This window comes from Shewanella sp. UCD-KL12, assembly GCF_001957125.1.
In the GTDB taxonomy this organism is placed as follows: Bacteria; Pseudomonadota; Gammaproteobacteria; order Enterobacterales; family Shewanellaceae; genus Shewanella.
This window is the reverse complement of record NZ_MPHJ01000001.1, coordinates 490,016-511,955: the sequence shown is the minus strand read 5'-3', so window position 1 is coordinate 511,955 and position 21,940 is coordinate 490,016. Positions and strand designations below refer to the sequence as shown.

17 protein-coding genes are annotated in these 21,940 nt (G+C 42.4%); 5 read left to right on the top strand and 12 right to left on the bottom strand.

All coding sequences use genetic code 11. From position 1 onward, the window contains the following. Positions 1 to 159: 159 nt before the first annotated feature. The 4 genes from BM736_RS02210 to BM736_RS02195 form a co-directional block, all read right to left on the bottom strand. Positions 160 to 657, bottom strand: a complete 498-nt coding sequence (locus tag BM736_RS02210; protein ID WP_076408085.1) for a hypothetical protein — start codon at positions 655 to 657, stop codon at positions 160 to 162. A 169-nt stretch (positions 658 to 826) separates the two neighbouring features. Continuing rightward, positions 827 to 1,582 (bottom strand): hypothetical protein, encoded by a 756-nt coding sequence (locus BM736_RS02205; RefSeq protein ID WP_076408083.1) that lies wholly within the window; start codon positions 1,580 to 1,582, stop codon positions 827 to 829. A 122-nt stretch (positions 1,583 to 1,704) separates the two neighbouring features. Next, complete coding sequence (locus tag BM736_RS02200) at positions 1,705 to 2,115, bottom strand: hypothetical protein (RefSeq protein ID WP_076408081.1); 411 nt, start codon at positions 2,113 to 2,115, stop codon at positions 1,705 to 1,707. 225 nt (positions 2,116 to 2,340) lie between these two features. Next, entirely contained in the window at positions 2,341 to 2,763 is a 423-nt protein-coding gene (locus tag BM736_RS02195) for a bacteriohemerythrin (protein ID WP_076408079.1), read from the bottom strand. Positions 2,764 to 3,292: 529 nt separating this feature from the next. On the opposite strand from BM736_RS02195, the gene BM736_RS02185 reads away from it, so the two are divergent. Next, positions 3,293 to 5,443, top strand: coding sequence for a prolyl oligopeptidase family serine peptidase (locus BM736_RS02185; protein WP_372828074.1), 2,151 nt, complete (start codon positions 3,293 to 3,295; stop codon positions 5,441 to 5,443). 240 nt (positions 5,444 to 5,683) lie between these two features. On the opposite strand, the gene trpB is transcribed toward BM736_RS02185, so the two are convergent. After that, positions 5,684 to 6,886, bottom strand: a complete 1,203-nt coding sequence (trpB, locus tag BM736_RS02180; protein ID WP_076408075.1) for a tryptophan synthase subunit beta — start codon at positions 6,884 to 6,886, stop codon at positions 5,684 to 5,686. Positions 6,887 to 7,020: 134 nt separating this feature from the next. Between trpB and BM736_RS02175 the strand changes: the two genes are divergently transcribed. After that, complete coding sequence (locus tag BM736_RS02175) at positions 7,021 to 7,266, top strand: hypothetical protein (RefSeq protein ID WP_076408073.1); 246 nt, start codon at positions 7,021 to 7,023, stop codon at positions 7,264 to 7,266. A gap of 19 nt (positions 7,267 to 7,285) precedes the next feature. Here BM736_RS02175 and BM736_RS02170 read toward each other — a convergent pair whose 3' ends face one another. From BM736_RS02170 to BM736_RS02160, 3 genes are all read right to left on the bottom strand, one after another. Then, complete coding sequence (locus tag BM736_RS02170; RefSeq protein ID WP_076408071.1) at positions 7,286 to 7,834, bottom strand: hypothetical protein; 549 nt, start codon at positions 7,832 to 7,834, stop codon at positions 7,286 to 7,288. Between the two features lie 347 nt (positions 7,835 to 8,181). After that, positions 8,182 to 10,488, bottom strand: a complete 2,307-nt coding sequence (locus tag BM736_RS02165; RefSeq protein ID WP_076408069.1) for a penicillin acylase family protein — start codon at positions 10,486 to 10,488, stop codon at positions 8,182 to 8,184. A gap of 128 nt (positions 10,489 to 10,616) precedes the next feature. Then, positions 10,617 to 10,883: a hypothetical protein gene (locus BM736_RS02160; RefSeq protein WP_083699792.1), complete on the bottom strand. Its 267-nt coding sequence runs from the start codon at positions 10,881 to 10,883 to the stop codon at positions 10,617 to 10,619. A gap of 171 nt (positions 10,884 to 11,054) precedes the next feature. Here BM736_RS02160 and BM736_RS25355 point away from each other — a divergent pair, with 171 nt between their 5' ends. Further along, complete coding sequence (locus BM736_RS25355) at positions 11,055 to 11,306, top strand: hypothetical protein (protein WP_076408067.1); 252 nt, start codon at positions 11,055 to 11,057, stop codon at positions 11,304 to 11,306. 34 nt (positions 11,307 to 11,340) lie between these two features. On the opposite strand, the gene BM736_RS02150 is transcribed toward BM736_RS25355, so the two are convergent. Continuing rightward, entirely contained in the window at positions 11,341 to 12,519 is a 1,179-nt protein-coding gene (locus tag BM736_RS02150; protein WP_076408065.1) for a lipopolysaccharide assembly protein LapB, read from the bottom strand. A gap of 656 nt (positions 12,520 to 13,175) precedes the next feature. Here BM736_RS02150 and BM736_RS02145 point away from each other — a divergent pair. After that, positions 13,176 to 16,022 carry a TonB-dependent siderophore receptor gene (locus tag BM736_RS02145; protein WP_076408063.1) on the top strand — a complete coding sequence of 949 codons (2,847 nt, stop codon included), beginning with the start codon at positions 13,176 to 13,178 and terminating at the stop codon, positions 16,020 to 16,022. Between the two features lie 174 nt (positions 16,023 to 16,196). Here BM736_RS02145 and BM736_RS02140 read toward each other — a convergent pair whose 3' ends face one another. Next, complete coding sequence (locus tag BM736_RS02140) at positions 16,197 to 17,087, bottom strand: LysR family transcriptional regulator (RefSeq protein WP_076408061.1); 891 nt, start codon at positions 17,085 to 17,087, stop codon at positions 16,197 to 16,199. Positions 17,088 to 17,235: 148 nt separating this feature from the next. Here BM736_RS02140 and BM736_RS02135 point away from each other — a divergent pair, with 148 nt between their 5' ends. Then, entirely contained in the window at positions 17,236 to 17,676 is a 441-nt protein-coding gene (locus BM736_RS02135; protein ID WP_076408059.1) for a carboxymuconolactone decarboxylase family protein, read from the top strand. Between the two features lie 67 nt (positions 17,677 to 17,743). On the opposite strand, the gene BM736_RS02130 is transcribed toward BM736_RS02135, so the two are convergent. Together BM736_RS02130 and BM736_RS02125 are read right to left on the bottom strand one after the other, a co-directional pair. Continuing rightward, entirely contained in the window at positions 17,744 to 19,051 is a 1,308-nt protein-coding gene (locus tag BM736_RS02130) for a M20 family metallopeptidase (RefSeq protein WP_076409822.1), read from the bottom strand. A gap of 331 nt (positions 19,052 to 19,382) precedes the next feature. Further along, positions 19,383 to 21,845, bottom strand: a complete 2,463-nt coding sequence (locus BM736_RS02125; RefSeq protein WP_076408057.1) for a TonB-dependent siderophore receptor — start codon at positions 21,843 to 21,845, stop codon at positions 19,383 to 19,385. Positions 21,846 to 21,940 lie beyond the last annotated feature (95 nt).

Sequence of the window (21,940 nt, the reverse complement as noted above, 5' to 3'; positions counted from 1 at the left end):
CTCCGCGAGAAACCCCGTCACTCATGGATGGCGGGGAGTTGTCGACGATTGTTCGTGGCTTAAGCTTAAAAAGGCTGGACAGCCATACCTTTGTTTAAATGGCTTCTCTCCCTTATTCAAAATAGAAAAACGAAATTTACAATCGGTGACTAAATTTGATTATATTGTTTTAGTGCATTGAGTTAGCTGAGCCATCAAACGCCCAAATGAGACTCTGTTGTGGTCTACTAGGCGTTGAGGTACTTTGCCCTCCCACTTGCTCACCATTTCTTCATCAGCTAATGAACTATAAGATGTGTATTTGCCCATGACCTTAGTCAATTTGTAGGTAAGCACTCCATCGGTATAACTAGCTTTTAAGGTGGCTTTTGTTTCGTAGTCTCTTACTAAGCTAAAAGGTTCTGACGGTCTAAACTTCAAACCATCGCCGTAAAAGGTTACTGAATACTTTTCCTGCTCATCTGACTCATAAGAGAAGAAATTATCCGTTGTCGGTGTATCGATATTATCAAGCGCACAGGCTACCGCTTTAGAGTAACCAAGCTCTGTAGTAATGGTCACGGTCTCGCCTATGTATGGGTTAGAGATAGGAGTACTCTTACAACCAATAAGTGTTAGAGCTGATAGGGTTACAGCTAATAGTGCTAGGTTATTCATGGTTCATCATTTCCTTTATGGGTTATTAAAAAAAGACAGGACAGCCTTATCTTTTATTATTTAACTAAGAGGTTCTGGTGTTTTTGTTTTTTTATCATTGGCTGTTCATAAATGAAGATATGGCTACCTGCCTTTTACAGGGCTCCAACCACCTCTACTTCAAGAGGGTTTACATAAGAAGTATCAGTGTTTTCACATGATATTCAGAGAGTTTATTTGTAATTTTTAAAATATGAGAAATTATACTTTCGTAACTTGACAAATCGGTAGAAGTAGAAGTTATAGCAGTCCTAATGACTTTACTTAAAGGTTCTATCTCTAGATTAAGTAATATTGCCGTAAGCTCTTCATCATTAAAGATAGGAAGTACTTCATTTAGGCATTTGATACTGTCGGTAACTTGAAACCAATTATTAGCAAAAAGCACGCCAGGGGTTGCATTATAATACACACCTTCAACTGGATATTCTGATTTCACTACCTTTCCAGCATTAAGATCCTTTTTAACAGGAAACCCCTTGCAAAGGTTGTTCAAATCAGCTTCTTTTAATTTATGCAAATCAACCTCTGTAGATGAATGTTCAAGCAAGAGTTTAAACATTGATACTAACTTACCAAGTGTTGTTTCAAGTCTTACCTTAACAATCGGTTTTAAGTGCCTTTTACGCCTTTCTTCGGGTAAGTAGGATACAAAAAAATAAAAAATACTACTTACAATAAATCCTAAGCTCAAGTTTAACGCAATTGTATTCCCAGTTAAAAAATTAACAAAAAAACATTCCACATTTAAAGTATTTAATAAGGGAATTATTGGTTCTTCTGATGCAGAAACTAAAACCCAACTTGAACAAAAAAAAAGTAAAATTAATAATCGCCCTAATCTTTCTTTTCCGCTAATAATCCAGCTTAATGGTCTGCTAAACAAATTTATTACTCCGCCTAAACATTACGAGAACCAAAACACCTGCCAAAGTTCTCTATGCTATGAGGTTAGTTACAATATAGATAAATGTAGATACCGCATAAGTCAGAAATACAAGGTATCAGCTAGCCCTTAAACCAGTTAATTTCTAATGCTTCAGTTTCTTTCGTTTTATCCCAGTTTCTCGTCATGGTTTCTATGGCGATCATGTTTACTACAGGTTCTATAGCGTTCTGCATGTTGATAAGCCTGTCCATCATAGCTTTGGCCTCAACCATCTTTATGGCGAGTTGAGTCTGCAGTTCTGGATAATCATTTAGCTCAAACATAGCTTTATCAATTTGAGCTACCAAATTACGATTAGTCATCGCCGCACCTGCAGGGCAGTAGATCTGTTGGTCTCTATCTATGCCTTTGAATAGACCATTTAGCACCAAGTGGGTTTGGTTCTTGGCAAGGACAACTTTTGACGCCTGTTCGAAGTTAGCAGGTACAGCAGTCTTCTTACCGAATAACGATTTAAGTTTGTTGAACATTTTGCAGCTCTCTAATTAGTTACTTGCTTAATCCGATTAGTGATCCGTGACCATTGGGCTTACAGGCTTAACAGCACGACCACTAGAGATAAATACAGGCCAAGCATAGCTTTTACTTTTATGTAGCACTCAAAAAAGCCAGGACTCCCATATATTTTCTAGATTTTAGAAAATAGCTTCGGCGATTAAATTCACCTCTGCGGCTATATAGAGTCACAAAAACTTTTAGATATTGATTAAATAGTTGTACTTTTCTGATGACAGTAAATACTTTGCTAAATCGCGGTCATTATCTTCTGAAAGAATATGTTCAATAAGCCAATTAGCCATAAATATGATCACTATTTTTAGCTCGCATTGGTCATTAATATATTTTGAACACTGATTTTTTAGTTGTCTAAGTAGCATGTTATGGACGTTTGAATGCCTTTCAAAATCTTCATAACGAGTGAGCATCATAAGATTCTCTTCATATATGAAATGATATTCAGCATATGCTATGACTTCCTTGATTAAACGCTGCATGATACCTCTTGACTCATTTTGATTAATAAGGAGTTTATTAATCATTACGAGTAAGTTCTTATGCTGTGAATCTATAACCTCAATACCTAGATCATAACTTTCTAACCAAGTGTATGTATGCATAACCAGCCCATCACAATGTATTTATATTTAAAAGTGAGAAAAATGATAAGTCGCAATGCCTCTATGCCTTTTTCGATTAAGCATTGCCGAACACGAAAAAACGATACCTATCTTTATACGGCTACTGAAAGCGATCTCAATATTTCCGAACAGAGATTATACACACAAACCGGAGGGTATCAATGCAAAACACGCCGAAATGGAGGGTGGCAGCACAGAACACACCAAATCAGAGGGCTAAACACAAAAAACACCACAAAAGTGAGTTAATAGACATATATCCTCAATTCTGAATTGAACTTTTATTAATTCGAATAAAAATATCTCTATCCACCAGCCCACTTCTCGTCTTCTCCACACTTGATTCCCGTCGGCTCTAAGCATCAATTCTCATCAGTTTGTCATTTTTACTACCTATGGTAATTTAGCTGCAGTGAATAAAAACAGAGCAGATAGCTTTACCGTTTTACAGATAGTTTGGCTATCAAACTTGGCTCTGTCCCCATAATAAAAATTTATAAGTTAAGGGATGATAATGAAAAAAGGCATTTGTATCGCTTTGATGGCCATAGCCCCGCTCGCCTCGGGCTTGGCCATCGCACAAACTATTACACCAACCATTGCACAAACTTCTTCGGCTGATTCAACGATTGCTACGAGTGGCAAAAGCGCAGTTGAATCATCAAGTGTTGATGACAGTAAAAGGCTGCAACTTGAAGATATTTTCTCCCTTGAATATGCCTCTAACTTAGAAATAAATGCGAAAGGTGATGAGGTCTATTTTGTCCGTAACTATATGGATATCCATACGGATAAGAAACTGGGTAATATCTGGAAGGTCGACAGTAAAAAGAACCTTACCCCAGTCACTAATGGCCTCCATGTGGATCACTCGCCAACCTTGTCCCCTGACAACAAAAAGCTTGCGTATATCTCAACCGCCAGTGGTAAGCCACAGATCCATATCAAATGGTTAGACACAGGCGTTACAGGCCAAATGAGTCACTTTACTCACTCACCATCGAACCTGTCATGGTCACCCGATGGCCGTTATATCGCCTTCACCCGCTTTGTTGCAGAGAAACCTAAGTCAGTGGTTTCCCTTCCCGGTAAACCTAAAGGTGCTAAGTGGGCAAAACCGGCAATATTTATCGATGATATGTACTATCGCTTTGATGGTGCAGGGCTCACTCCTCCCGGTAATCGACAACTGTTTCTTATGTCTGCCGATGGGGGCGCAGCCCGTCAGCTGAGCCAGGGCAAGTTTGATCACAGTGGGCCGCTCAGTTGGAGCCGAGATGGCGAGCAGATAATCTATTCTGCCAATACGCGTGATGATAGCGAGCTGGAATGGACCGACTCGAATATTTTTAGCCTAGATATAGATAGCTTGGCAGTCATCCAACTTACCGACAGAAATGGGCCAGATAAGCAGGCTGTTATCTCTCCGAACGGCAAGATGATCGCCTATTTAGGTTTCGATCAGCATTATAAAAACTATGAAAATACCCAGCTGTATATCATGCAGCTCGATGGCTCAAATAAACGCTCACTGACCGCGAGTTTTGACCGTTCGGTTAATAGCATTAAGTGGGCCGACAACAGTAAAGGCCTGTTTATGAGCTACCATGACAGAGGCGAAACCTATGTGGCTTATCAGCCACTTTCAGGCAAACGCAAAGTTGTAGCAAAGAATCTAGGCGGGCTTGCCTTTGGTCGCCCTTACACAGGCAGTGAGTTTGATGTGGCCGATAATGGCACCATCGCGTTTACCTATTCAGCCCCCCAGCGTCCCGCTGATATTGCCATCAGCCGCAAAGGCAAAACCACTCAACTGACATCACTCAATGACAACGCCTTAAGCCATAAAACCTTAGCGAGCATTAAAGAGATGACAGTCAAATCATCCTATGATGACCTTGAAGTTCAAGCTTGGGTAGCCTACCCTCCCGGCTATGAAGCTGATAAAAAGTCAGGCAAAAAGTTTCCGCTTATCTTAGAGATCCACGGCGGCCCCGTGACCAACTATGGCCCGCATTTCGCAGCCGAAATCCAATTGATGGCGGCAAGTGGTTATGTGGTTGTCTATGCCAACCCCCGTGGCAGTGATAGCTATGGTAAGGCGTTCTCTCAGCTTATCTATAACAACTATCCAAGCCAAGATTTTGATGACTTGATGTCAGTGGTCGATGGGGTGATTGCCCAAGATGCCATAGACACTGACAACTTGTTTGTCACCGGAGGCTCTGGTGGCGGCGTACTGACTGCCTGGATTGTGGGTCATACCGATAGATTTAAAGCCGCTGTTGTCGCCAAGCCTGTTATCAACTGGTATAGCTTTGCACTCACAACCGACATCTATCCATTTGTCATTAAAAACTGGTTTGAGAAGATGCCTTGGGAAGACGCCGAGCATTATATGAAGCTCTCGCCTATCAGCTATGTTGGTAATGTCACCACCCCAACGATGCTACTGACAGGTGAAGCCGATATTCGCACGCCAATTGCTGAAAGTGAGCAATTTTATCAAGCCCTTAAACTGCGCAATATTGATACGGCGATGGTGCGGATCCCCGATGCGCCTCATGGTATCTATAAACGTCCGAGTAATTTGATGTCGAAGGTGGCCCATATACTCTGGTGGTTTGATAAGTATCAGCAAGAAGATAGACAGCAGTGAAGCACTGGAAGTTAAGCACTGGAAGTTAAGTACTGGAGGTTAAGTACTGGAGGTTAAGTATTAGCACTGAGCATTTTAGTCGAAATTAAGTGCTTGTAGTCGATTCAAATTTCGCCCTTACAATGGCTTCCCGATCAGCGATACCGAGACAAGGATGAAGTGAATACTTCATCCTTGTCTCGTATTTAGGCACTGGTATTAAAGGACTAATATTAAATGCCTAGTGTTAGAGGGCTAATGTTAAAGACCTAGCTTATCAGCGACATAATCGGCGTCTTTATCCCCTCGCCCCGATAGGTTGACTAAGATCTGTTTATCTTTTGGTAGCTTGCTAGCCTCTTTCATGGCCCAAGCCACTGCATGAGCACTCTCTAGAGCGGGGATAATACCCTCAACGCGTGACAGCGTCATAAAGGCGTTTAGGCACTCCTCATCGGTAACAGAGTCATATTCTGCACGCTCAACATCTTTAAGGTAGCAGTGTTGCGGGCCGACTCCAGGATAATCTAAGCCAGAAGCAATGGAGTGAACCGGTAATGGCTCACCCGCTTCATCTTGTAATACGTAGCATTTAAAACCATGAATCGCACCCGGCGTGCCTAAAGTGAGTGTGGCAGAATGCTCTGTGGTATCTAGCCCTTTCCCCGCGGGTTCAACGCCGACAATTTTCACCTCGCTGTCATCGAGAAATGCAGTGAACAAGCCAATAGCGTTCGACCCGCCCCCGACACAAGCAGTGATGATATCTGGGAGTTTATTAAACTTCTGCTGAAACTGTTCTTTGGCCTCACGGCCGATAATGCTCTGAAAGTCTCGCACCATTTTAGGAAAAGGATGAGGGCCAACGACTGAGCCAATGGCATAGAGGTAGTCTTTCGGGTTTTTAAGGTATTCAACAAAAGCGCTGTCGACAGCATCTTTTAAGGTTGCAGTCCCTTGAGTGACAGCAACTAAGTTACAGCCTAAAATTTTCATCTTAGTGACATTCGGGTGCTCTTTTTCTATGTCAACCTGACCCATATGGATTTCACACGGGATCCCCACTAAAGCGCAGGCTGTGGCAAGCGCAACACCATGCTGACCCGCCCCCGTTTCGGCAATCACCTTTTTCTTATTCATGAACTTGGCGAGCAGTGCTTCACCTAAGCAATGATTAATCTTGTGAGCACCAGTATGGTTAAGGTCTTCACGCTTAAGATAGATCTGAGCGCCGCCAAGTTGCTCACTGAGACGCTTGGCGTGATAGATGGGGCTTGGTCGACCCACATAATCCTGGAACAGCTGCATAAGCTCATCCTGAAAGCCTTGGGTCTGCCTGATCTCTTCATAGGCTTGATTAATCGCATCCATCGCAACCTTTAGCTCTGGTGGAATAATCTGGCCGCCATACTCACCAAAGAAACCTTGACCGTCAGGCATGGGGGCAAACTCTAACTTGCTCATAGGACCTCTCTATACTTTTGAATTTATTACTAGTTTGACATTGATTGGGTTCATTTTTTGATACACCGAGCCAATATATAACAGAGTCAAGAATTGACCAATAGCAATGAGTCAAAGTATGACCTCGAGGGGCTGTGCTATTTAGAGGAGTAAAGCTTGTTCAACTCACCCTAATACTCGAGATAAAAACGGGTCAGAAACTGATTATAGACAATCAAGGTGTGACGGATAATGTGGTAAGAGCTGAGCTAAAAGCAGTAGACAGCTTTGGCCTGGGTTTAAAACTAGTAAGCCAAATTAGTGAGCAACAATCATGGCCATTTAGGGTCAGATCAGAAGCTGATGGATTTATTGCTGAAATTCATTTTCTGGAAAACTAAACTGGGCTAATTTGAATAGTCAATCTGCTAACTGATTGGTATTTTGTTCATTCACTTCAGGGCTTCTTAAGCTAACGCCACCTTTAGATAGCTTTATCTCCATATTGCAACTCGCAGGTGATTGGTCAATTTTTTCACAGCGATTAAGCTCAAGGGAGTAGGTTTCCTTTTGAATTGCTTTGGCAAGCTCTGCGCAACTTAAAGGGTTACTATCTCTCTCTTTAAAACAGAGTTTTTGCTTATACTCTTCATCTTTTTTTCCTGCAACTAGGTACTCCCAATCATCCCCCCAAGAGTTGACTTTCAGCGTATGTTCTACGCCGTTTACATTAACTTTAATCAGCGGAGCGACCTTCACACCGTAATCTAAATGATTAACCGCATAGACTCTCAGGTAACATTCAGAGATAGCTTTCTCTAACACGTCAACGCCATCCACCTCCTTATGGGTAGAAACTGATTTACGGTTAACTTCTGCCACACTATCGAGTTGGAAAGTCACATCTTCCCGGCAACCTTGCAAGGCTCCAGCGATTAACACTAGGGCAACAACTTCTGAGTTCGTCATACTTCAGCGACTCTATTGTAATTATTTGTATCGCAGAATAACAGAATATCTATAGAAGACTGCTAATATTACATTTACTTACAATGTTGATTTACGCTCAAGAATATGGACATTCGGTAACATCTTAGCGAGATACATTCGCTGCAGCTAAAATATACAGAGAAAGGTTTTGACTAAGCCTCATAGTCGAGACTTTCACGCTAAAATGAGAAAATCACAAAACAGTAAATACTACTTATTAAGTAGCAACATAAGCGCTAAAAGAGAGTCAAAGAAATACGCAGAGAATCAATGAGCTTAGCGAGTTAATGCCTTTACCCGATAAGCTCATTCATTTTTCTACACCGTCAAATCGTAGGCTTGATTGTGATCTTATGTATTGGTTCACCCGGTAATAGTGGTGTTGGTTGATGAGTCACAAAGTCCTCGAATCCAGCCCGATAATAATCTGATAGTGGGTGCCCGGATTGTCCGCCAGGTATAACCATAATGGCCTGGTTTTCAAGTCCAGGTTGTATAATAAACCGCTGGGATGCGCCGAAGCTTTTCCCTTGAACAGCGGGCATAAAGCTATCGCCAAAACCCGCAGCTTCTGGCATATCAAGCAAAGCGCTAAGTATTGGGATCTGTTTACTAAATGGATGCTGTATCTTGAGCGCATTGACCTTACCCCATTTCAAATCTGCAAGCTCTGCACTGTCGCTATATTCACTTAATAGTGATTCAGTCGTATCTAGGTAAACTTGAGTAACAAAGTTATGCCAACTTGAATATTGCTTTGGTAACCATGAAGCTGGCGTGTCTTCAATTAATTGCCACATTGCAGGCTCTAGGTATCGTTTTATCGGTGACAGAGATAAGTTTAGCGTTTTAAGGCCCGTTTCTAGTGGTGCAAAGCTCGCATCAATCAGGCTCGCTCTGAAGCTTCTCACTAAGGTATAACCTACTGAATCGGCACAAGCACATGCTTGCCAGTCACGAAGGTACTGAATATCTCTAGCAAATCGGGCTGGCTCCTTAGCCAGTGTATCCATAAGGTATTTATGCCAAGGCATTAAAAATTTAGCTTTATTATCTAACTGTAATTGATAAAAATCTTGCTCTGTAAATGTGTCTGACTCAAACAGGCGGTCACGAATTTGAAGCCCTCTCGCCCCTAAGGCATAACCGCCATCGCCGAACCGGCTCGACTGCTCTGCTGAGACGACTCTGGAGTTCGCTGACCATAACCGACCATCGCTTGGGTTTACGACTTGAGGCAGCTCGACTTCATCAACTTCCCACTTAGCGATTTGATAATCATCAACTTGTTGAGCGATGTCAGCAGGATTCGTCCTTGAGGGGACAGCCCCTGCAGGCTTCCATGCTGCATTACCAGAGCTATCTACTAACATCATATTCTGCACTGGAATACCTAAGCTCGTCGCGATGCTTAATCCTTCAGTAACATTCGCAGCAGATTCCAGTTCCATCAACTCCATATCTACTGCGTAATCTTTATGGGCTACCCAAGAGAGTGCATATTTTTGACCATCAACTTGTCTAACGGGCCCATATTTGGACACTTCAATGCTGTATTCTTCACTCTCTCCCGATTGTGAGAAATGCATCAGTTCTACTTCGCTTTTAACAGGTTCACTATCCTCAATCGCCACCCAGTCCGCAGTATCGATATAAGCGTTAGTAAACCCCCAAGCCAAACGACCATTGGTACCTACAACAATTGCAGGCGCACCAGGAAGAGACACGCCTGTCACTTGTGTTTGCTCACCCGAATCCAATGGATAGTTTAGCTGCGCTCGGTACCAAATAATTGGTACCGAAAATGATAGGTGCATATCATCAGATAACATACTGCGGCCGCTTTGAGTATGCGCCCCAGTCACCGCCCAATTATTACTACCTACATCTAGAGGCTCCTCAATAGTGGATACCAATGCACTCGCTAACAGTTGGGTTTCAAGTTCAGGGGTCGCAATATTATCTATCGGTAGTAAGCTTGAATCGAGTGCCGCCTGATAAGGGCTATTTTGAGTAACGAATGCCAACATCTGCTCACCATAAAGCCGCTTGATTTGGGTCAATGCCATATCACGCTTTACCGTATTACCTTGCAGATCCAGATACATGCTATAAATAACCAACAAACTATCGGCAGGGCGCCACGCTTTTGGACTGGTCCCCGTCAATAGGTATTCAAATGAGTTTAACTTCTGCTCGGCAACAGCGTCATTAACACCATTCGCATAGGTTTGCAGTAGCAGCTTTTGCTTTGGTGGCATATTAGTGACTATCTTTTCAGCACGCTTCCTTAATTGATGAAAGCGGCGCGATTTATCTAAATTGAGTGCCTTTTTGCCAAATATCTCAGCGAGCTCTCCGGCTGAATTACGTCTTAATAGATCCATCTGAAAAAATCTGTCCTGCCCATGAGCAAAACCAAGAGCGTAAGCAACATCTTGTCGATTATCACCCGAAATAACAGCCGTGCCTAAGCGATCTCTTTCTATTGTCACAGACTTGGACAGATGGCCACTCGAATGGTCAGCGGTTAATTTAGGTAAGCTTAAACTCAACCCTAAATAGGCTGAGGAGAGCGCAATAAAAAGCAAAGAGAGTGTAGAGATGAGGAGGATTTTAACTATTTTTATCATTATTATTTGCCACGATATCCATTATCATGGCAATGACTATAACCTAAGTTACATTGATGTTAACTAAAACAATCTCAACGGAGGCTTTCACACTAAGGCTGTTTTCGACAATCACCAATTAAATTTGATCACATACACTGAGCAACGGCGCCTTTTTTCGTCGCAGCCATCACACAGCCTCGATCACTATCTGATGCCTTCTTACAATCCGCCATCATGCTGGCATTGTCAGGTGCCATACTGCCTAAGATCTTTTTCGCATGTTTTACCACTTCAGCACACTTCTCTACGGGAACTGGATCATAATTACTGCAAGATGTGAGTAATACGAAAGCCATAACAGTAAAAAACAGGGTCATACGATTAACTCCATCTACATCTGAAAACTTAGACATAATTCTTCCTTAATAGCTAAATTTATTGGGTATTCAAATAAGTAAAACACTGACTGAGGAGGCACTAAGAATAGTAGAAGAGAAACTTAAGTTTTGCACATTTTGTATGTAAGTCCTTGCTCGATTACAATAGCGGAATGTATAACAAAATAGAGATTTAGCTCAACAAACATGGCAAAACCTAATAAAAAAGGCCCAACTCGGACTGTCGATATATTCTGTGCTAAATGCAAGGCTCAGCTTTTTAAATACCGAAAAGGTGGTAAAGGTGCTTTAGTCAAATGCTTTAAAGAGAGAATCGTTGAAGATTTTACCCAAACACCATGCACCTGCCCTAACTGCGAACTGATTTTCGCCAGAGATACTTTGGTAAGAGGGACCCCCGCCCTTAAGATGATTGGCGGTAAGGTGACATTTAAGTAAACTTCATCTCCCCCGCTAGCTGTGACTGGATTTTCTACAGCTTATTTTCAATTTTTGTATGTAACTTTAATGTTTGCGCTCTCAGGTTGGAAAGATCTCTCATCGTAATAATATCCAGTGACTGTTTTGTTAATCGATATGCCTTCGAATAATTACGCTCCAACAATTCAAGTTCAGCCAAATGATTCTGGCCTTGCACTTGACCATATGGGCAATGGATTTTTTTATGATAATAGATAGATTTTTTAAATTGCTCCCTTGCTGCAGCGTATCGATTTAACCTTTGATTTGCCTGACCAGAACGCTCAAAGATGTAGGCTAAATAGAGCCAGTCATTCACTTTTGCCGCATCTGATTTAGCCATAGAAAGCAGTAATAATGCTCGCTCAATTTCATTTTGGCTGAGCATATTATTAGCTAGAGATAATCTCAACCTTGCTAACTCACGGCTATCACCCTGACTATTAGCTTGTTCAATCGCTGAATTAAATAACCGATTAGCGCTAGTTAACTCGCCACTATCCATCAATATGTTTGCTAAAAGTCGCTTAGCAGTCACATTTTCAGGATCAGATGTTAATACCTGCTCTAAACTGCTCCTTGCTATGTTTTGATTTCCAGCCTTTATTTGCTCTAAAGCTTTCGCTATCTCTGGGTTAACGAACTTCGAATCATCAAGTCTAATTGTCGTTAACTTATCAGCCCCCGTTCTCCTATTTATCAGATGAGAAAGCTGTAAGAATAGGTCATTATTTTCAGCTCCAGATAAGTCACCGCTATAAACATCGCCCCTAGTATGTAAACGGTAAACAAGCCTATCTTGTTTAGCGCTTACCCTTGCCTCAGTCTCAATAATAAGTGATGCACCTGACACCTTAAAGATGTTCAAGATATCTTCATCGTCTAACACATCATTGCTAATTGAAGCACGCTTCATTATCTCAATAACATCTTCAGTATCTAACACTGAGTACAGATCTGAAGATCCGATCTGATGAATTAACTTATCTGTTTTCTCATATTTATTTATAGGCTTAGCTGCTGTATCCCCAATAACTTTTACTGGAAGAACCAAGATAGTCCCAGCTTGTAATACAGCTCTGTTGCTGCTCTGTAGATAGAGATAAATAGAAAGGCCCATTAAGGCTATCACTAAAATTATGGCGCTAATATGCCGTCCCTTTAACTTAAAAAAGCCTAATAGGTCAGGCATTAATACTCCAAAGTTAAAAGTGATTGATAGATAACCATCTAATCGTATTAATAAGGTCCTGTAAATATAAAATTTGCGTCACCCTACCTACTTTTAAGACAGTGAATCGACTAAGACGGGCTCTCAAACGAAAAATTGATTTTCGCGAATCAACATCCCTCCTCTCTAAGCCAATAGCATACTTATAAAACCCGCTCCCGATCACAAATTTCCAACAAATGTAAATTACAGCCTGATATCTCTCACATCTTTCCCCCTCATACCGGGAACAGCGTAAGCAACTAATAAATAACGCAATTAATTACAACTGCATTTTATAAACCAGTAATTTTTTCAACTGAAAATCAATATGTAAACGGTCCGACTCACAAGTTTACTACCGGTTAGAGTCAAACTATTTACCTAGCCACTCTTCTTTATTAAGCGCCATAGCCAAATCAACCAACTGAAATAAAAAGAATTTTAATTTAAAAAAACCAAGTTTGAAGTGCAAAGATATTTTTACATGTGTCAAAACGCAAACAAGTGTTTCCATTCTTGACTAAATGTAACAAATCTGTAAATTGCTAGTTAAGTCAAAGTGGGGCTTTGACTTGATAAATATAAAACTCAATTCGACTAGAAAATTGAGTACATACATAACAAAGGGAATGAATATGATGCCAGTAAGCAGTTTATCAAAAGCTGTAAGGGTTGCGTTGCTCGCAACCACAAGTACAGCGCTACTAGCAAGTACCAACCTATATGCAGCAGAAGAAGAACCAGTCATTGAACGTATCGAAGTGACAGGTTCTAAAATTAAACGAATCGGTTCTCTTTCACCAACTCCAGTAACGGTTATCACCGGTGCAGAGATGATGAATATGGGTATCACGAACGTCGCTGATATCTTGAACAAGCTTCCTTCATCTACAGTGGGTATTTCACCTGAAACGTCTAACAACACTATTTTTGCTAGTGGTTTGAACCAGACTAGTTTACGTGGCCTTGGTAGTGACCGTACGCTTGTGTTAGTGAATGGCCGACGCTTTGTTGCAGGCTCTAACGGTGACTCTGCCGTCGATCTAAACACTATCCCAACCGCTATGGTCGAAAGAATGGAGGTTATTACGGGTGGTGCATCAGCGGTATATGGTTCAGATGCAATTGCTGGTGTAATTAACATCATCACACGTACTGAAGTAGATGGCGTAGAGCTTGACCTTTCTTACACTCAACCAGAGCAAAGCGGTGGTGAAGAAACTCAATTCTCTCTAACAACCGGTGGCTCTTTTCTCGATGATAAGCTATCTACCGTTTTTAACTTTACCTATGCAGAACAAGCAGAGCTGCGTCATACAGACAGAGATTTCTTAGATAACCCTGTCAATAGTATCTATAACCCTGAGTGGGACTCATCACTTGAAGACGGCACACCTGCCCGTATTCCATATATTGGTCGTAAGCCACTATCTTGGATCAGTGAGCCTGGTACTTTCTTCGCTAATGACGGTGGTCAATATACGTTTGATAGCAATGGCGCCATGCAGGTATTTGATTACGGTGAAGGCCTAATCGAAGGACCTGGTAATAACGGCAACTACTGTGGACCTAGCTGTGAAGGTTATGACCCTGTCGATTACGGTTTTGTAAGAACGCCACTCGAGCGTATGGTATTTACGTTAAATACTGATTATGAAATCGCTGAAGACCACACATTATTTACTGAAATCACTTATGTTGATTACCAGTCAAATGGTGAGAGTACGCCAGTATTCCACACTCGTAACTATATTGAAGCCGATAACGCATTCCTCCCAGAGGAAACGCGTACACTAATGTCTGACACAGGCATGGATTACTTTAATCTATACCGTATTGATAAAGAGTTTGGTAACCGTACTTATAACCAAGATCGTGAAACAATGAGATTCTTAGTTGGTATTGAAGGTGCTATCACTGATGAGTGGGAATATTCATTCCATGCTCAACGTGGTGAGCTGAATGAAACCACTGTTTGGGGTGGTGAAATTTGGGCTGACCGTTATGACCAGGCTAAAGATGCAGTGTTTGCAGATGATGGCAGCATCGTTTGTCGTGATACAGATGCTCAAGCAGCAGGTTGTGTACCTCTAAACCTACTCGGTAAAGATCAGGCGAGCCAAGCAGCCATTGATTGGGTCAGCACAAGTGCAGGCCAAACAGCTAAGACGACTCAAACTACAGCTGGATTAGTTGTTAACGGTGCACTATTTGACGTACCAGCGGGCTATATCAGTGCAGCATTCAGTGCTGACTACCGTAAAGAAGAATCAGAAACTAAGCCAGATCAAGCACTCATCGACGGCACTATCTTTGGTAATAACGCACAACCTATGAAAGGTGAGTATGATGTAATGGAATTTGCAGCGGAATTTAGTATTCCATTACTGTCAGATATGTTCCTTGCACATGACCTAGGTATGGACCTTGCTTATCGCTGGATGGATTACAGCACAGCGGGACAAGATGATGCTTGGAAGGTTGGCCTAAACTGGTCACCAATTGAAGATTTAAGATTTCGTGCAACTAAGTCTAAATCAGTTCGTGCACCTAATATCGGTGAGTTATTTGATCCAGGCGGACAAACATTTGAAAGCTTCAAAGATGTCTGTGATGCGATCAATGTCGAGTTAGGTCCTGATGGAAACCGTAAAAAGAACTGTCAAGCGGCAGGTCTTCCACAAGGTTGGAACCCAACTGACGGTTGGTATCAAAGTAACACACCAGGTGTTAACGCTGGTAACCCAGATCTAAAACCTGAAACTTCAAATGATTATACTATTGGTATGGTCTATACGCCTGATTACCTTGATGGTTTCTCTTTAACTGTTGATTACTGGGCTTTTGAAATCACAGATGCGATTAACAATATCGACGTAGATGTTGCGGTTCGTTACTGTTATGACTCTGTATCACTAGATAATGTTTACTGTGATCTATTTACTCGTGATGCTAGCACTGGCGATATTGTAGACTTCCTACAAGCACCGGTTAACTCTGCATCATTTGATGTTAAAGGTGTGGATATTGAAACTCAGTACCTTATTCCTACTGATAACTTCGGTGACTTTAACATTCACTTGATTGCAACTTATCTTGAGCAGTGGGAAACCAACCCAACAGGCTTTGCTGAAGATCTACAAGTTGATGTTGGTGAGTACACTGACCCACGTTGGAAAGCGATGTTTAGCTTAGGTTGGAAGTACGATGCACTTAGCTTAGAAGCAAGATCTAACTACCGTCACTCAGCAGTTGCTGATAATGAGTGGAAGCCAGAGAACAACAACTATAACGACATTCCGTCGCACACAGTTTGGGACTTTACTGGTTCGTATGCCTTTACAGAGAACGTTTCTTTACGTTTCGGTGTGAAGAATGCGTTTGATATCACACCACCTCGTAACCCGTATGTATACGATGGTGATGGTTATTATGACACTCAAGGCCGTGCTTTCTTCTTAGGCGCAAATGTTAGACTTTAATTAATAATTAAACCGTTAAAAAGGGGCTCAGATATCTGAGCCCCTTTTTGTTTTTACGCCTATGCTTCTATAGCCCAAATGGCCTTTGATAAAGTCTTTATATAAAGTATTTTGATAGCGATTCTGTACTATCTAAAGCATCAAACTGAAGCTGTAACTATTAAGCTTGAGCCTTTAGCTCTGCTTACTGATTAAGAAGTCTAAAAAAGCTCTAATATGGGGCTTTGGATATTGCGCTGCTTTATAGATAGCAAAAATCTCACCGCTCCCCCCTTCCCAATGGTTCACTGTCCACTGTGGTAAAACTTCGACTAACTCACCACTGTCTAAGTAAGGTCTAACCATCCACTCAGATAGCAGCAACACGCCCCCTCCCTTGAGTGCTGCGGTCATTAATGGCGAGCCACCTTTTGAGATAAAATTACCATTCACTGAGACTTTTTGCTTGGTTTTCCCCCTGTTAAAAAACCAATGATTTATCTGCCTCTGCTGACTAATGAGCAAGCAGTTATGTTGATGGAGATCGTTAGGCTGGACAATTGGGTTATGCTGTTTTAAGTAGTTTGGAGAGGCGGTCAACAAGGTGCGGTTCGTGAGCAGTTTTCTCGCCTTTAACCCACTGTCCTGTGGAACGCCGATTCTAATAGCAAGATCGATATTATCCCTATGAAGGTCCACCAGCTTATTATCAAGCTCTAGCTCAACTTGTACCTCTGGGTATAACTGTAAAAATTCAGGAATAATAGGTGCTATACAGAGGTTTCCGAAGCTTTCAAACACAGAGATCCGCAGCATCCCCTGGGGCGTATCACGGGCTCCTCGCATCTCGGCCTGTAAGGTATCTGCATCAATGACGAGCTTGAGTGATTGCTTGTAAAAGTAACTGCCCTCTTCAGTCAAAGAAAGCTGCCGCGTACTTCTTTTAAAGAGTGTGCTTGTTAACTGAGCTTCTAGACTGTCAATATTACGTGCAATAGATGAGGGCGCCATATGTAATGATTTTCCCGCCTGAGAGAAACTCCCCGACTCAACCACCTGATGAAACACCTTAATCAGCTCTAACATCTGCACACACCTCGATATTGAAAAATGAACCATCTTTGCGAATTACGCAAAGCTATTTCAGTTTATAACCATATTCAGTTATTTATTCGAATTATGCACAATAATATCATCCCAATAAAGCGACCCTAAATGTATATAAGGAAACATGATGACTAAACGACTTGATATCGCCCAAACACAACCTGGGGCATTAACCGCTATGATGACAGTTGAAAACTACTTAGCAGAAACCACTCTATCCACTCACTTTAAAGAGCTGATTAAGATTAGAGCCTCGGTGATTAACCAGTGTGCTTATTGCATTCAAATGCATACCGAAGTCGCCTTAAAGGCTGGAATATCCCAAAACAAACTGTTTGCAATATCTGCTTGGAAAGAGTCACCACTGTTTGATGAAACCGAGCGCGCCCTGCTTACATTAACCGATGAGCTGACGCACGTTTCTCACGCTGGCTTAAGCGATAATACCTATCAAGTTTGTGTCGAACTGTTAGGTGAAGAGAAGTTATCGGAAGCAATCATGCAGGTTATAATGATCAATGCTTGGAACCGCTTTGCTGTAGCGACAAAAATGCAGCACGAATGCTAATAGCAGCTTACGGGGACTTTCCTATAATGAGCTCAGCTTGATATCAACAAGCTGAGCTTTATCATCTTTATTTAGAATTAAACAGATCCATTGCGCTGCGACTCATCGCCCTGACGCCGGTACTGATCGTAAGAGGATAGTCAGGCGCAAATTTGCTCGAATGAAGCGAAGGCAGAGTTTCTCCTTTTGCCATGCTCGCTTCATATAATTTAGGCTCAACCGCCCCTAGCCAGAAGATGGTGATAGGCCGTTTTTCGCTCGTGCGGCCATACAGGCCAAAATCTTCACCAGCCATCACAGGCTCTGCTTTCACGACATTCGACTGACCTATTTCCCGCTCAATACTGGATTGAACTGAGGTCGCTAAGCTTGGATCGTTGTAAGTTGATGGTATGGTCTCATCTTCATGAACATAGACCACAGGCATTAAGGATTCTGGCACTCCAGCACTCACGGCTATGCCTTTTGTCATCCGCTTAATGGCGGCAATTTGCAGCTCTCTCACCTCAGGATTATATGAGCGAAGGGTCAATTGCAGCTTAACCTCGTTAGAGATAATGTTGTGTTTAGAGCCGCCATGGATTGAACCTACCGTAATAACATTGGGCTCTAATGGCGAGATTTCACGGCTCGGTATTGTCTGCAGCGCCATTACTGTCCTTGCCGCTAACACAACAGGGTCAATAGTCGTATGGGGGTATGCACCATGCCCGCCCTTGCCTTTAACGGTAATATCCACCGAATCAACGTTCGCTAAAGCATAGCCTGGAGCAATAGCCACTTTACCTGCCGGCACAGATGCGCTCACATGTAGTCCAAGCACATGATCTGGAGTTGGAAACTCAGTAAATAAGCCCTGTGCTAACATAGCTTTAGCCCCGCCGCCGACCTCTTCAGCGGGTTGTGCGACCATCATCAAGGTGCCCTGCCATTGTGATTTATGCTCCACTAACTGCGCAGCTGTACCGATAAGACTGGTCATATGAATATCATGACCGCAGCCATGCATGATCCCCACAGTGTTATTATCGCCATCGGTTGTGATCACCGTCGAGGCATAAGGCTTGCCTGTTTGCTCAATAATCGGTAATCCATCGGTATCTGCACGTATCATCACCGTTGGGCCATCACCGTTTTTAAATATGCCAACAACGCCGTACCCGCCATAATTATCAGTCACCTCAAACCCAAGAGCGCTTAGCTCCTTCGCCATCCTCTCTCCCGTAGCTTTCTCTTGATAAGACAGCTCAGGGTTTTGATGCAGGTGTAAGTAGAGCTTCTCGAGTTCCGGCAGGGCTTTATTAACTGACTGGACGAATTTAGCCTCTGATTGGCTCGCATGTGCCTCTATCCCAACGAGCGGGCTTGATATCATAAATACAAGGGCAAGTGACTGGCATAATTTGGTGGGGTTCATCGGCTTCCTCTTTTATTCACGGCCAAGTTAACAATCTAGATACATAAACTAGCATATAAAAATCAATAATCTAACTGAATTTAACCAAGAAATGGGTTGAATTGGAGTAGCTCGCTTTTGAATTGAAAAAGGTAGTTTTTTAAGCGGATAGCTTTTAAATTAAAACGAATAGTTTTTGAATTGAAGTGGAAGTATTAAATCAATCTTTATACCACTAACAAAAAGCGCAGCCCTTAGGCTGCGCTTTAAATTTCCATCGTAAAAAATTACGCTTAACTCGTAGCTGAGCTTACAACTGGTAGTTAAAGGTCAGCTTGGCATTACGCTCTTCACCCGGCATACCACCAAGGAACATCGCCTTATTGTAATAAACCTCATTGAATAGATTATTCAAGTTCAGCTGTAGTTTCCAGTTATCCGCCTGATAGCTGATGGCTGAATCAAACACGGTATAACTTGGCACATAGCCATCGGGAATACCAAATGAACTTGAGTTCGTGCTGCGATCATCAACGTATTTTGCACCTAAGCTGATATCAATCGGGCTAGAGAGTGAGAACATGTCCGCTCCATAAGTGACCCAAGCACTGGCAGTCACATAAGGCACGCCCTTTTGACGGGTATCATAGCTGCTACGATTTGGATCTTTCTTATCGCGCGCATCTTGATAAACACCGTTAAGGTTAACCATCCATTGCTCGTTTAAGTGAGCATTCATATCTAACTCGACACCTGTGGTCTCCTCTTTGCCATCATAGAAGTTTTTCGCCACATTCGGGCCTGAAACGCCCTCTTCATAATCAGGGTTTGAGTATTGCAGATTGGTGCGCGAACTCTTAAAGAATACCAAAGAGGTCAGCATCTGATCATCAAAGGCCTTAATACGCATGCCTAAGTCATCACTGATTGATTCAGAATCGAGCCTGTCTGAACCATCCCCCTCTACGCCGCCTAACATGCTGTAGGCGGTACGGCCTTTAGAGTGATTGACGAAAAATGACAGATCGTCCGTCGGCATATAGGTCAAGCCTAAGTTATAGGTGATGCCGTCATCACTGGTGTCGGCTTCAGGAGTGGGCTCAGCGGCACTGGCGCGATAACGCTCATCGACACCAAAGTGCTCATAGCTTTGCTTAATCTCATTAAACGCTACACCAATACGTGAGGTAAAGCCGTAACCAAAGTAACCTACATGCTGTAAACCGACGCCCCAAGCACTCACTTTTTTGTTGTAGTTACTGGTCATCAGAGGGTCATGATCTTCAAAACTGCCTTCAGCCCAGTTGGGATTACGAATGTCATAGATGTAAGGCAATTGGCCCTGATAGATAACATCACCCGCTTTGTTCTTTATCACCTTATCGGCGTCATAAATGGAGTATTGTTTGAAGCGAATATCACGGTCTTCAAAGTTAGCATTCACTAACAGTTCATTATCGATACCAGCCAGTTCAAAATCGTATCTCAAGTCAGCAAAGTACTGCCATGAAGTTTCATCTGCAGCAACCTGACGGTACTCCTGCCTGCGTGCTGCAAACGGATATAGCACACCGTCTTCAACTAACGGTGCACGAGGATCAGCATTAATGGTGCCGCGACGGTCCCAATATACATAGTTGTATGCGCCAGTTTGACGAGCAAAACCTGAAGTGTAATCACGGTACTGAAGTTGCTGATTGAGAAATAGATTTTCATTAAAGAAGATATTATGAGTCAGCTTAAACCTTAGCTCCTCACCTTCGTTATCTTTTGCCATTGGCGAAATGATGCCGTTATGACCGAAAGCGTATGGCGTTAGGCCATCGCTAGCAGCCAATGAATCCGCTAACTGCTGACGCTGTTCATCGGTAAGCTGAATGCCTTTACCCTCAGGATCGTTAATTAAGTCTTCCCAACCCGCTTCGCCAGCTGTTTTTCCACCAACAGATTCTGCGTTGTAGATACGTATTGGGTGCCCAATGGAGTCTACGGCAATGGCATCTTTGATATAAGACGCTGACAACATCAGATCTTGGCTGTCATCGAACACATATTTTAATGAGGTATAGACTTCGTCGCGATCGGTGCCAATATCTCGGTAGCCATCACTGCGAGCCGTTTTTGCAACAACACGATAAGCTAATTTTTCACTCAGTCCGCCTGTGCTATCGACACTTAATGCATAGGTATCCCATTGGCCTAGCTCAACACCAATATCATGTCGGCTTTCAAATTCAGGCTTTTTCTCGATAAGGTTAATCACACCACCCGCACTGCCCATACCATATAGACCTGTAGCAGGGCCTTTGAGCACTTCTACTGACTCAACATTTGTCAGTGAACGTGTAGGGTTAAAGGTATTACCAAGGCCTGCGCCGCCATACATACCATCATAGGTATAGTTTGCCCCTAAACCACGGATCACTAAGTTATCACCAATACCATAGTTGTTACCCGCTTGAGTCACACCACTGATATTACGCACTAAGTCTTGCAGGTTATTCACGCCTTGAGCATTGATCAACTCTTCATCGACAATAACAACAGCTGCTGGCGTTTCCATTAACGACATATCTGATTTTGTCGCTAACCCTGAATTCATGACCACTTGGTTTTGTCTTCCATAGACAGTGATACGTTCTACATCCTTGTTTTTCAGCTCTTCTGTTTGCACAGTGTCTGACGTTTGTACCTGCTCAGTAGCAGATACAGTCATTGGCAAAAACGCAGATGCGCAAGCGACAGCAAGTAGTGAAAAACGAAATTGTTGCATCGATATTATCCCCCATTAGTATTATGGCCGGAATGATAACGATTATTAATATCATTACAATGATCTTTTCACATATTGATACAAAGGTGTGATCT

What these genes read in the sequence shown, in the direction of transcription:
- BM736_RS02145 (WP_076408063.1), top strand. Translation starts at nt 13,176, where the DNA reads ATGATGCCAGTAAGCAGTTTATCAAAAGCTGTAAGGGTTGCGTTGCTC.
- BM736_RS02140 (WP_076408061.1), bottom strand. Translation starts at nt 17,087, where the DNA reads ATGTTAGAGCTGATTAAGGTGTTTCATCAGGTGGTTGAGTCGGGGAGT.
- BM736_RS02165 (WP_076408069.1), bottom strand. Translation starts at nt 10,488, where the DNA reads ATGATAAAAATAGTTAAAATCCTCCTCATCTCTACACTCTCTTTGCTT.
- BM736_RS02125 (WP_076408057.1), bottom strand. Translation starts at nt 21,845, where the DNA reads ATGCAACAATTTCGTTTTTCACTACTTGCTGTCGCTTGCGCATCTGCG.
- BM736_RS02130 (WP_076409822.1), bottom strand. Translation starts at nt 19,051, where the DNA reads ATGATATCAAGCCCGCTCGTTGGGATAGAGGCACATGCGAGCCAATCA.
- BM736_RS02185 (WP_372828074.1), top strand. Translation starts at nt 3,293, where the DNA reads ATGATAATGAAAAAAGGCATTTGTATCGCTTTGATGGCCATAGCCCCG.
- BM736_RS02170 (WP_076408071.1), bottom strand. Translation starts at nt 7,834, where the DNA reads ATGACGAACTCAGAAGTTGTTGCCCTAGTGTTAATCGCTGGAGCCTTG.
- BM736_RS25355 (WP_076408067.1), top strand. Translation starts at nt 11,055, where the DNA reads ATGGCAAAACCTAATAAAAAAGGCCCAACTCGGACTGTCGATATATTC.
- BM736_RS02160 (WP_083699792.1), bottom strand. Translation starts at nt 10,883, where the DNA reads ATGTCTAAGTTTTCAGATGTAGATGGAGTTAATCGTATGACCCTGTTT.
- BM736_RS02135 (WP_076408059.1), top strand. Translation starts at nt 17,236, where the DNA reads ATGACTAAACGACTTGATATCGCCCAAACACAACCTGGGGCATTAACC.
- BM736_RS02195 (WP_076408079.1), bottom strand. Translation starts at nt 2,763, where the DNA reads ATGCATACATACACTTGGTTAGAAAGTTATGATCTAGGTATTGAGGTT.
- trpB (WP_076408075.1), bottom strand. Translation starts at nt 6,886, where the DNA reads ATGAGCAAGTTAGAGTTTGCCCCCATGCCTGACGGTCAAGGTTTCTTT.
- BM736_RS02150 (WP_076408065.1), bottom strand. Translation starts at nt 12,519, where the DNA reads ATGCCTGACCTATTAGGCTTTTTTAAGTTAAAGGGACGGCATATTAGC.
- BM736_RS02210 (WP_076408085.1), bottom strand. Translation starts at nt 657, where the DNA reads ATGAATAACCTAGCACTATTAGCTGTAACCCTATCAGCTCTAACACTT.
- BM736_RS02200 (WP_076408081.1), bottom strand. Translation starts at nt 2,115, where the DNA reads ATGTTCAACAAACTTAAATCGTTATTCGGTAAGAAGACTGCTGTACCT.